General features: G+C 33.6%; 10 protein-coding genes, 3 tRNA genes and 1 rRNA gene. 13 read left to right on the forward strand and 1 reads right to left on the reverse strand.

What is annotated here, in order from left to right; genetic code table 11:
* The first annotated feature begins 351 nt into the window (after nt 1-351).
* The 13 genes from rrf (at nt 352) to disA (ending at nt 11,511) form a co-directional block, all read left to right on the forward strand.
* Nucleotides 352-468 (forward strand): 5S ribosomal RNA (gene rrf, locus CLLU_RS00795).
* Nucleotides 469-476: 8 nt separating this feature from the next.
* A tRNA-Ile gene (locus CLLU_RS00800) sits at nt 477-553 on the forward strand.
* A 3-nt stretch (nt 554-556) separates the two neighbouring features.
* A tRNA-Ala gene (locus CLLU_RS00805) sits at nt 557-632 on the forward strand.
* 61 nt (nt 633-693) lie between these two features.
* Nucleotides 694-768 (forward strand) — tRNA-Asn (locus tag CLLU_RS00810).
* 195 nt (nt 769-963) lie between these two features.
* A complete protein-coding gene (fusA, locus tag CLLU_RS00815; protein ID WP_106007675.1) occupies nt 964-3,051 on the forward strand; it encodes an elongation factor G in 2,088 nt (695 codons plus the stop codon).
* Nucleotides 3,052-3,204: 153 nt separating this feature from the next.
* Nucleotides 3,205-3,441: a hypothetical protein gene (locus tag CLLU_RS00820; RefSeq protein WP_106007676.1), complete on the forward strand. Its 237-nt coding sequence runs from the start codon at nt 3,205-3,207 to the stop codon at nt 3,439-3,441.
* An 86-nt stretch (nt 3,442-3,527) separates the two neighbouring features.
* Nucleotides 3,528-4,160, forward strand: a complete 633-nt coding sequence (locus tag CLLU_RS00825; RefSeq protein WP_106007677.1) for a histidine phosphatase family protein — start codon at nt 3,528-3,530, stop codon at nt 4,158-4,160.
* 168 nt (nt 4,161-4,328) lie between these two features.
* Entirely contained in the window at nt 4,329-4,811 is a 483-nt protein-coding gene (locus CLLU_RS00830; protein WP_106007678.1) for a CtsR family transcriptional regulator, read from the forward strand.
* A gap of 77 nt (nt 4,812-4,888) precedes the next feature.
* Nucleotides 4,889-5,437 (forward strand): UvrB/UvrC motif-containing protein, encoded by a 549-nt coding sequence (locus CLLU_RS00835; protein WP_106007679.1) that lies wholly within the window; start codon nt 4,889-4,891, stop codon nt 5,435-5,437.
* A 2-nt stretch (nt 5,438-5,439) separates the two neighbouring features.
* Nucleotides 5,440-6,474: a protein arginine kinase gene (locus CLLU_RS00840; RefSeq protein ID WP_106007680.1), complete on the forward strand. Its 1,035-nt coding sequence runs from the start codon at nt 5,440-5,442 to the stop codon at nt 6,472-6,474.
* A gap of 22 nt (nt 6,475-6,496) precedes the next feature.
* Nucleotides 6,497-8,935: an ATP-dependent Clp protease ATP-binding subunit gene (locus CLLU_RS00845; RefSeq protein WP_106007681.1), complete on the forward strand. Its 2,439-nt coding sequence runs from the start codon at nt 6,497-6,499 to the stop codon at nt 8,933-8,935.
* 135 nt (nt 8,936-9,070) lie between these two features.
* Entirely contained in the window at nt 9,071-10,432 is a 1,362-nt protein-coding gene (gene radA / locus CLLU_RS00850; RefSeq protein ID WP_106007682.1) for a DNA repair protein RadA, read from the forward strand.
* A gap of 14 nt (nt 10,433-10,446) precedes the next feature.
* Nucleotides 10,447-11,511: a DNA integrity scanning diadenylate cyclase DisA gene (gene disA, locus CLLU_RS00855; protein WP_106007683.1), complete on the forward strand. Its 1,065-nt coding sequence runs from the start codon at nt 10,447-10,449 to the stop codon at nt 11,509-11,511.
* Nucleotides 11,512-11,549: 38 nt separating this feature from the next.
* Here disA and CLLU_RS00860 read toward each other — a convergent pair whose 3' ends face one another.
* Entirely contained in the window at nt 11,550-11,951 is a 402-nt protein-coding gene (locus CLLU_RS00860) for a nucleoside triphosphate pyrophosphohydrolase family protein (RefSeq protein ID WP_106007684.1), read from the reverse strand.
* Between the last annotated feature and the right edge of the window lie 323 nt (nt 11,952-12,274).

Consider the following 12,274-nt stretch of genomic DNA (forward strand, 5'->3'; position numbering starts at 1 on the left):
AGCAGGGCAACCTGTTAAGCTGACTGATACTAATAGGTCGAGGGCTTGACCAAGAATAAAGTCGGGAACGACATATAGAGACATACAGATAAAAATATTTACTGTGCAATTTTGAGAGGACATTGTTCTCTCAACAAGGTAATATGATAAATAAATTGATAGTAACGAGTACAGCAGGGAAAAGGCCGAAGGAGGAGCGGAATTTACTTATGTAATTGAGCACCGCAGTGAGGCATTTGACGCAGCTGGACGAAGTTAATAGCAATTTATGATAATAATAATGAAACTCGCTCAGCTAAAGCTGAGGAGTACTGATTAGTTACCAAAATCAAAGATTTTGACAAATCAGCATCTGGTGGTAATAACGTGAAGGCAACACCCCTTACCATTTCGAACAGGAAGGTTAAGCTTCACAGTGCCCAGGGTACTGCAGGGGAAGCCCTGTGGGAGAGAAGGTCGCTGCCGGGTAAATATATGGATCTTTAGCTCAGTTGGTTAGAGCAACCGGCTCATAACCGGTTGGTCCGGGGTTCGAGTCCCTGAAGGTCCACCATACGGGGGTATAGCTCAGCTGGGAGAGCATCTGCCTTGCACGCAGAGGGTCAAGAGTTCGAATCTCTTTATCTCCACCACATGGGTAACAGTTTGTTACTCGTTTTTTATGAAAATTTATATTTTAATATATATAATTGTTCCGTGGTAGCTCAATGGTTGAGCATTCGGCTGTTAACCGAAGGGTTGGAGGTTCGAGCCCTCTCCACGGAGCCATTTTAATAATATCCTTGTCTTTGTTATGGAAACCAAAAATTATATTTATTTTTGGTTTATTTTTTTATGCATTTAGCATTGTATATTATATCAAGTATAGTCAAATTATTTTGAAAATTTATTTAACTTTAGAAGGGATTTTAAATTACAAGTAGAATATATAAATTAAGTGCAAAGTAAAGGGAGGAATTGCTTATGAAAAAATATTCACCAAAACGTTTGAGGAATGTAGGAATTATTGGTCATAGTGGATCGGGAAAGACTACATTAACAGAAGCAATACTTTACTATACAAAAGCTACGGATAGATTTGGAAAGATTGAAGATGGAAATACTGTAAGCGATTATGATACTGAAGAAAAAAAAAGAAAAATCTCTTTATCCACATCATTAGCTTTCTGTGAATACAATGATGTGAAAATAAATTTAGTTGATATGCCAGGATATTTTGATTTTATAGGAGAAACTATGGAAGGCTTGAGAGCTGTTGATACAGCAATGATTGTTGTATCCGGTGTATCTGGAATTCAAGTGGGAACTGAAAAATCCTGGGATTATGTAAATAGAGGTAAACTTCCGAGAGCTTTTTATGTGAACAAACTGGATAGAGAAAATGCTGATTTTGTAAAAACATTGAATGAATTGAAACAAAAATTTGGGATGACTGTAGTGCCTGTTCAATATCCTATAGGTAATGAAAGTAGTTTTAGAGGCATTGTAAACGTTATTTCGGGAAAGACCAGGATTTTTGATAAAAAAACTAAAAGTATGAAAGAGATAGATATACCTGAAGATATGTTGGAAAAAGTAAATGAATGTAAAAATATGATTATGGAAGCTGTAGCCGAAACCAGTGAAGAACTTTTGGATAAATACTTCGATAAAGGTACTTTAAGTGATGAAGATATATATACAGGATTAATAGATGGATGTGCAAAAGGGGAAGTTGTGCCTGTGATGTGTGGATCTGCTCTAACTGGAATAGGTATACAGACATTAATTGAGGATATAATTGAATGTTTTCCTTCATGTGAAAATTTAAATCCTGTTAATGCCAGTGATATGGAAGGTAATTCTGAGCTTACTGTAAAAATAGATGAGAAAGAATCTTTTTCAGCTTTTGTTTTTAAAACTATAGCGGACCCCTTTGTTGGAAAATTATCTTTATTTAGAGTTATGACAGGGAAATTGACACCTGACATGACAGTGTATAATGTGAAAAAAGCTAAAAATGAAAAGGTAGGAGCCATGTATTTTCTAAGAGGCAAACAGCAAATTCCTGCTTCTGAAATAACAGCTGGAGATTTGGGGGCTGTGTCAAAGTTGCAATTTACAAATACAGGAGATACTTTAAGTTATCCTCAGTCTCCTATAGTATTTGAAGATATTAAATTTCCGCAGCCTGTAATTTCAATGGCAGTTTTACCTAAATCCAAAAATGATGAAGATAAAATATTAAATGGATTGAATAAGATGGCAGAAGAAGATCTTACCTTTAAGGTATCCAGAGACACAGAAAATGCAGAGGCAATAATATCCGGGCTGGGTGAGACCCATATTGATGTAATATCGTGTAGGTTAAAATCTAAATTTGGCTTAGAAGTTATTTTACAACAGCCCAAGGTACCTTATAGGGAAACCATAAAAAAGACTTCGGATGTTCAAGGAAAACATAAAAAACAATCAGGAGGACATGGACAATATGGAGATGTTAAAATTAAGTTTGAACCGAGAATTGATGGAGAAGATGATCTGGAATTTGTAGATAAAGTAGTGGGAGGAGTAGTTCCAAGGCAATATATACCTGCGGTGGAAAAGGGTTTAAGGGAATGTATTAACCACGGAGTTTTAGCTGGTTATCCTGTGATAAGACTAAAAGCTACTCTTCATGATGGTTCTTATCATCCCGTAGATTCTTCAGAGATGGCATTTAAGGTAGCGGCTTCGCTGGCATATAAAAAAGGACTTATGGAAGCTGAGCCAATATTATTGGAACCAATTGAATATGTAGAGATATCAGTACCTGAATATTATATGGGGGATATAATTGGAGATATAAATAAAAAACGCGGAAGAGTACTTGGCACAGAGAATTCTGGAGGAAATCAGATAATAATAGCTGAAATACCTCAGGCTGAGATGTTTAAATATGCTACAGATTTGAGATCTATGACTCAGGCCAGAGGAAGTTTTACAATGAAGTTTGAGAAATATGAAGAGGTGCCAAATTCCGAAGTAAATAAGATAATGGAAAATAAGAATAAGGTAAAAATTAAAAGTTAATAGAATATAAGAAACTGTCTCAGATAAATTTTGGGACAGTTTCTTACATTTATGCATATTTTAGCTGATTAAAATAAATAATAATTTTATTAGCGTAAAGAAGAAAGGAGAGTATTGATGTAGTCATTCTTAAATACATCATACGAGATACTTATGTCTGAATACAAGATGAACATAAAAGGCAGGATCATTCTGGAAGATTATAGCAGCATATATGATTATATGTCAATAATAGGTAAAAATGATAATTTGACTATAGAAATAGATGGAGATGGGGATAATAGAGAAATAATATGCAGTATGTTGAAAAATAAGAAATTTACTATTAGTTCAAATGAAACTTATAGTGGAAATATATACTATATTAAAGCGTTTAAAAATATAAATTAAAAAAATATTATTTATGTGATATAATAAAGAATCATAAGAGGTTATATTGTGAATGGATGTTCAGATGTTAACAAGGAGAGAATTTTATGATTAGATTGTATATAACAAGACATGGAGAAACGTTGTGGAATACTGAAATGAGAATGCAGGGAAGGAAAGATTCACCTCTTACTGAAAGAGGAATCCAGCAGGCTAATCTTTTAAAAAAGAGATTGGAGAACATAGATTTTAGTGTAATGTATTGCAGTCCATTGGGAAGAGCAGTGAAGACAGCCAAAATATTGGGAGATTCTCGAAATATACCTATAATAAAAGATGACAGGCTTATGGAAATAGATTTAGGAAAATGGGAAGGATTTAATCAAAAGGAAATTGCAGAAAAAAATGCAGAGCAGCTCCATAATTTTTGGACTAACCCCAGGGTATATAAACCGGATCATGGTGAGAAGTTTGAGCAAGTTAGAGCAAGGATAATACCTTTAATTAAAGAGATTATAAATAAGTATGAAGATAAAAATGTTTTATTTGTAACACATACTGTAGCTTTAAAAACCATAATGTCATATTTTGAAAAGAGATCTCTGGAGGAATTTTGGAATGCACCTCATATTCATCAGGCAAGCTTAAGTGAAGTGGAAATACAAAATGGACAAGCTAATATATTATTATATGGCGATTCCTCTCATTTGGGTGAGGTAGAAAAAATAAGGACTATATAATGTAATTAAAATTGAAGAATGTTTTAGAAAAATGGATAAAATATTAGATATATTGTATATACTATTACAGAATACACAATATACTCTAATATAGGGGTTGATTAAAATGAAAATTAATAATATCATTAAGAAAAGGTCAAAGAAAGTCAAAGTCAAGAAGGTGATAAAGTGGCAAGACTGTCGGATATAATAGAAGAATTCATAAAAGATATGTTTAATAACAGCGATGAAACCCAGCTTCAAATCGGAAGAAATGATTTGGCTAACCATTTCAGCTGTGCTCCTTCTCAGATAAATTATGTGCTGACTACCAGATTTACTATGGATAAAGGTTATTATATAGAAAGTAAAAGAGGAGGCGGTGGCTGCATAATTATAAGGAAAATAGAATTTAACTGTAATAAAAGTCTGCTTAAAACTATAATTGATAAGATAGGTGATAGCATAACCTATAACTCTGCAGTGCAACTTATAGAGGGGCTTTTTGATGAACAAGTAATAACAGAGAGAGAAAATATGATATTGAAGACTATAGTAAATGATAGGACATTGAATGTTTCACTTGAAAATAAAAATAAGTTGAGAGCTGATATATTAAAAGCTGTTATGGTGCTTATATTTAATACACCTAAATTTGTTATTAATAGATAAATATGTGATATAATAATTACTACAATGAAGCTTATGTCAAACGCGTAACAACATATATATGATATGGGAGTGATACTATGCTGTGTGATATATGTAAAAAAAATGAAGCCACAGTTCATATAACAAAAATAATAAATGGTTCTAAACAGGAAATTAATTTATGCGAAAAATGTGCCATGGAGAGGGGAGAACTCAATTTTGTACCCCAGATAGATTTTGTAGCACCATTTAGTTTTCAGAATATACTGAGCGGGATTATGGATTACATGATAAATGCCAATAACGAACAATATAAAAGTTTTGATGTATCCTGTAAGAATTGTGGAACTTCTTATAATGAATTTAAGAAAACCGGTTTTTTAGGGTGTAGTGAATGCTATAAGAATTTCAATAATATTTTGGGGCCGATAATTAAAAGAGTTCAGGTAAACTTGGATCATACCGGTAAAATACCAAAACGGGCTGGCAAGGACATGATTCAAAAGAAGAAACTTTTAAAATTAAAAGCGGATCTTCAGAAAACAGTGTCTCTGGAACAATATGAGAAAGCAGCAACAATAAGAGATATGATAAAACAGATTGAGGCACAAATGAAACAAAATAAAGATGATAAAAAGGAGGGTTAGTTTTGGACAATTGGATGACTACTTGTAATAATGATGAGGATTTGGTTATAAGTAGTAGGATGAGACTGGCGAGGAATCTGGCTAAAGTTCCTTTCCCTCATAAATTAAATGTAGAAAAGGGTAGAGAGATAATTAAACGCGTAGAAAATGCATTTTATACTTCTGCAGACAATGAAAAAGAATTTAAAACCAATTATTTATGGGAGAAAGATAATAATGAAAGGCAGCTCTATTTGGAAAAACACCTTATAAGCAAGAATTTAATAGACAACAGTGATAAAACCGCCTTTATTTTAAATAATAAAGAGACTGTAAGTATTATGATAAATGAGGAAGACCACATAAGAATTCAGTGTATTACAGCAGGATTGAATTTAGAAGAAGCCTATGATTTGAGTAATAAAATTGATGATTTCCTGGAAGAAAAACTGGAATATGCTTTTGATGAAAAGTGGGGGTATTTAACAGCATGTCCTACCAACATAGGAACAGGATTGAGAGCATCTGTTATGGTACATCTTCCAGCACTTTCCCTGAACAATCAAATAAATGGGTTGTTAAATGCATTAGCTCAAGTTGGGATGACTATTAGAGGATTATATGGTGAGGGCTCTAAACCCGTGGGCAATATATATCAGATTTCCAATCAGGTGACCTTAGGACGCAGTGAAAAGGAAATAGTTAGCAACTTAAAGGCTATAGCTATTCAAGTGATAAATGAAGAAAAAATTTCAAGAGAAAATCTTGTGAAAAAGTATAAAAATGAATTAGAGGATAGAATCTATAGAGCACTTGGTATATTGAGATCGGCTGTACTTTTAAGTTCAAATGAATGTCTAAGACTTTTATCAGATGTAAGATTGGGTGTGGAGATGGGAATAATTAAAGATGTAGATAAAGTTACATTAAACAACCTTTTGGTGAATATACAGCCAGCTGCTATACAGAGGGAAGGTAGTAGAAATTTATCAAGTAGTGAAAGAGATTTTAATAGAGCAAAACTTGTTAGAGAAAAATTAGCTGTAAATAAAGTTTAAATAAAGAGGAAGGTGAATAATTATGATGTTTGGAAGATTTACAGAAAGAGCGCAAAAAGTTTTGATTTATGCACAAGAAGAGGCCCAGGCACTTCAACATGGCTATGTGGGAACGGAACATGTACTTTTAGGTATATTAAAAGAGGATGGAATAGCTAAAAATCTTCTCAATAATATGAATATTACTATTGAAGCAGTGCGAAGTTTTATAGAAGAGTATGAAGGCAGAGGAGAGATAGACTTATACAATAAGGAAATTCCACTCACTCCCAGGACAAAAAGGCTTTTAGAATTGAGTTTATTTGAAGCCAGAAATTTGAATCATAACTATATTAGCCCGGAGCATATTTTACTGGCACTTATTAGGGAATCAGAGGGAGTGGCTTTTACTATTCTAAATAATTTAGGAGCTGATTTTAATAAACTTAGAAAAGAACTTGTAGATGCACTTTCAGGAGAACAGTCTTCAAATTCAAATGGGACTAAAAAAGAAAATGGAGAGCCAACTCCTACATTGGATCAGTTTGGCCGTGATTTAACGGATATGGCAAAGGAAGGAAAATTGGATCCGGTGATAGGAAGAGATAAAGAAACCCAGAGAGTTCTCGAAATATTGAGCAGAAGAACTAAAAATAATCCTTGCCTCATAGGTGATCCTGGAGTTGGAAAAACTGCTATAGCAGAAGGCCTAGCGGAAAAAATAGTTTCTGCTAATATTCCTGAACTTCTAAAGGGAAAAAGAGTAGTTACCCTGGATCTTTCTTCAATGATAGCAGGTTCAAAATACAGAGGAGAATTTGAAGAAAGACTTAAGAAGGTTATGGAGGAAATAAGAAAGTCAGGTAATGTAATATTATTTATAGATGAAGTTCATACTATAATAGGGGCAGGAGCAGCTGAGGGCGCCATAGATGCATCAAATATATTAAAGCCGGCTCTGGCCAGAGGAGAAATACAATGCATTGGAGCTACAACTATAGATGAGTATAGAAAGTATATTGAAAAAGATGCGGCATTGGAAAGAAGATTCCAACCTATAGTAGTAGGTGAGCCTACCAAAGAGGAAGCTGTTTTGATATTAAAGGGCTTAAGAGATAAATACGAAGCTCATCATAGGGTGAAAATAGTTGATGAAGCTATTGAGGCAGCAGTAAACCTGTCAGATAGGTATATTACAGATAGATATTTACCGGATAAGGCCATTGATTTAATTGATGAAGCTGCTGCTAAGGTGAGAATACAGAATTTGGTTGCCCCACCTGATTTGAAAAATTTGGAGGAGGAACTGGAAAAGACGACCAAAGAGAAGGAAGACTCTATCAGAGTTCAAGATTTCGAAAAAGCAGCTAAATTGAGAGATGAGGAAAAGGAATTAAAAGATAGATTAGCAGGACTTAAGACCAATTGGAAAACTAAAAAGGAAGTATCCACGCTCATAGTTGGGGAACCACAAATTGCGTCAGTTGTATCTCAGTGGACTAATATTCCTGTAGAAAAGCTTACTGAAAAAGAATCGGAGAGACTTTTGAACCTGGAGAAAATTCTTCATAAAAGAGTAATAGGTCAGGATGAAGCAGTTAAATCCATAGCAAGAGCGGTGAGAAGGGCTAGAGTTGGACTTAAAGATCCTAAAAGACCTATAGGATCATTTATATTCCTCGGGCCTACGGGCGTTGGAAAAACTGAACTTTCAAAGGCATTGGCGGAGGCTATGTTTGGTGATGAAAATAATATGATAAGAATTGATATGTCTGAATATATGGAAAAACACACTGTATCCAGGCTTATAGGATCTCCTCCGGGATATGTAGGTTATGATGAAGGCGGACAGTTAACTGAAAAAGTAAGACGAAATCCATATTCGGTGGTGTTGTTTGATGAAATAGAAAAAGCACATCCTGAAGTATTCAATATATTGCTGCAGATACTTGAAGACGGAAGATTGACAGACGGCAAAGGAAAAACCATAAACTTTAAAAATACCATAATAATAATGACGTCTAATGTGGGAGCATCTACTATAAGAAGACAGAAATCCTTGGGATTTGCATTTGAAGATAAAAATGCAAAAGAGAGTGGATATGAAAAAATGAAGGATAATATAATGAAAGAACTTAAGGATTCTTTTAGACCTGAATTTTTAAACAGAATTGATGATATAATAGTATTTCATCAATTGGAAGAAAAGGATCTAGTACAAATAGTAAAACTCATGCTGAGGGACGTCTCTACAAGACTTATGGATAAAAATATAAAAATTAGTTTTAATGATGATGCTCAAGAGCTGCTGGCCAAAGAAGGATTTGATATAACTTATGGAGCAAGACCACTTAGGAGAGCTATAACTAAAACTGTAGAGGATAAACTTTCTGAAGAAATGTTAAAAGGGAATGTTAAAGCAGGAGATAAAGTAGAAGTAGCAGCTAATGGTGAAGAATTGTCCTTTAATAAAGTGAATTAAAGTACTTTCTAGGATAAAATTAAACTTTATGCTCTATGAGCATAAAGTTTAATTTTTATTGAAATTCAAATATTTTTCACAAAACTGCATAATAATATTGTATAATTATATCTTATATGGAAGGAGATAATTTCAGTGGCAAAGAAAAAGACTGTTTTTACATGCCAGAAATGTGGATATGAATCTCCAAAATGGATGGGTAAATGTCCCAGCTGTAATAGTTGGAACAGTATGGTAGAGGAAATCAAGAATCCACCGGTGATATCTTCTAGCCGTACATCATTTAGCAGCAGCAGTATGCCCAAAAGCATAAATAATATAAAATCAGGTGAATATGAGAGGTTAGATACTGGTATAATGGAATTGAACAGAGTTGTTGGCGGAGGAATCGTGAGAGGATCCATTACACTTATATCAGGTGCCCCCGGGATAGGGAAATCCACCTTGCTTTTGCAGACTGCCAGTAATATTGCTGAAAAGTATGGGAAGGTACTATATGTTTCTGGAGAAGAATCTGAAGAGCAGATAAAAATGCGGGGAGATAGGCTTGAAACCTCAGCTGATAATCTTTTTATAGTTTCCGAAACTAATTTGGATAGAATAGAGGAACATATAGAAAAAAATAAACCTGTATTTGTGGTAATAGATTCCATACAAACCTTATTTAAAGAATCCATTAGTTCAGCTCCGGGAAGTGTATCTCAAGTAAGAGAAACTTCCAACGATATTATGCGTATAGGAAAGGAAAATAATATATCCTTTTTTATAGTAGCTCATATTACCAAGCAGGGGGAGCTGGCAGGTCCGAGAGTTCTGGAACATATGGTAGATACTGTTCTGTCTTTTGAAGGAGAAAGAACAGAGGAGTTTAGAATACTCAGAACTGTTAAAAATCGTTTTGGAACCACCAGCGAGATTGGTGTTTTTGAAATGATAGAAAATGGATTGAGAGAAATATTGAATCCCTCCCAAGTATTTTTAGAAGAAAGGGAAGCTCAAAAAGAAGGCTCTGTAGTTATAGGAATAATGGAAGGCAAGAGGCCTATTCTGGTTGAAATACAGGCTCTGGTCAGTCAGACTAAAGCAGTTATTCCGAGGAGAACAGTGGTTGGAATGGATGTTCCCAGGCTGAATCTGATTTTGGCGGTATTGGAAAAAAAGCTCAGAATACCATTTTATAATTGTGATGTTTATGTAAATGTAGTGGGAGGATTGAAAATAGATGGCACTTTTGCTGATCTAGGGCTTGCAATTGCTCTTGTATCCAGTGCCAGATCCAAGGAAATATTGTTAGACAATTTCCTGGCCATAGGGGAAGTGGGACTTACAGGAGAGGTTAGACCGGTATCTTATTGTGGTAGAATTGTAAATGAAGCTGAAAAAATGGGATTTAAAAATATAATAGTACCTTACAGGAATAAGGAAAAAATAAATGCTGAAAAAATAAATGTTATAGGAATAACTTCTTTAAAAGAAGTATTAAATAAAGTTTTTTGATTAAGGTGATAATTTTGAGATTGGAAAAGGAAAAAGAGCTTAAAGGTATATTGAAACTTTTAGCACCGGGAACTCAACTTAGAGAAGGACTTAGAAATATATTAAAAGCCAAAACCGGTGGACTTATAGTTTTAGGGGACAGCGAACAGATACTAAAAATTGTAGATGGTGGCTTTACAATTAATTCAGACTACAGTCCATCATATATATATGAACTTGCAAAAATGGATGGAGCCATAATACTTAGCAGTGATTTTAAAAAAATATTATATGCGAATACTCAACTTATTCCAGATTCCAGTATTCCAACTTTTGAAACTGGTACGAGACATAGAACTGCAGACAGGGTTGCAAAACAGACAGGAGCCATAGTCATAGCAATTTCTCAAAGAAGAAATGTTATAACCATATATAAAGGATATATTAAATATGTACTCAGAGACAGCAGTGTTATGCTGGCAAGAGCCAATCAGGCTCTTCAGACTTTGGAGAAGTATGTGTCTGTATTGGATAGAGTTGTAAGCAATCTCAATATACTTGAATTTCAAGATATAGTTACATTATTTGATGTAATGACTGCTATCCAGAGAACTGAAATGGTAATGAGAGTAGTTTCCGAAATTGAGATATACATATGTGAATTAGGAAATGAAGGAAGATTAATTTCCATGCAGTTAAATGAACTTATCAAAGGTGTTGAGCGTGATGGAATATTTATGATAAGGGATTACTGTCAAAGTGATATGGATTATGATGATATATATAAACAAATTCAGGGTATAAGTTCAGATGAACTGTTGAATCTTGATTTTATTTCTAAAGCATTAGGATATGTGGGGGTACCTCTTGTAGATACTTTGATATCGCCAAGAGGATATAGGATGTTAAGCAAGATCCCTAGAATACCATCTAATGTAATAGATAATATAGTTAAAAATTTTAAGGAACTTAAAGGTGTCATGGAGGCATCATATGAAGACCTTGATAAAGTCGAGGGTATAGGTGAAGCTAGAGCTAGAGCTATAAAAAATGGACTTAGAAGACTTAGAGAGCAGATTATGGTAGATAATAAGCTTTAGCACAAAATAAGTATGTTCATATTATTTTGTGCTAAAAGCTATCTAAAGGAATACTTACCAAGCGTATTTATTTTATCGTATTCTTTTAAAAGTATATCGTATAGATTTAAATCCAGTGCATTACACAAAGAGGTAAGATAAAACAAATTATTACCTATCTCGTTTTGTATTACATCCCTGCAATTATCACATAAAGTTCCCTTTACCTGTGTACTTAAACAGGTTTTTAAAGATTCAATATCCATGTTAGTGTTTTCAAGTGTATTCTGTTTTTTGGCATTGACTTCTATACAACCGCAATTTGTAACGGATTTTACAATTGCTCTATTTATTCTAGCATTTGACTCTTGAAGTTTAGTTATTATATCTAAAATGCTTTTGTGTCTTATCAACGATTCACTTACAGTATTTTGAAAATCATCAAAGATTACATCTTTCATCAAGTTCAACTCCTTATATAAAATTAGCATGTTTATCTACAAATTTTAATTGTAGCTTTAGATGATCTTATAAATGGAAACCTATCTTACATATATAATAAACCAAGAATAATTTTATGAATAGGGGGATTAACATGTAAAAAATGGACAAAAGCTGTTTATGAACTTTATTTTTTGGTATAATTATGTAAAGAGTACTAAATTAACCTATTTGTATTAAGTGAATAATTTATTAAATAAGGTTAACTTTATTGAAAAAGTTACTTTCTTAATATATATTAGATGTTAAAAGGTGACAAAATTTAATTAAATATAGAGGAGGT

The sequence above is a fragment of the Clostridium luticellarii genome (assembly GCF_002995845.1).
In the GTDB taxonomy this organism is placed as follows: domain Bacteria; phylum Bacillota; class Clostridia; order Clostridiales; family Clostridiaceae; genus Clostridium_B; species Clostridium_B luticellarii.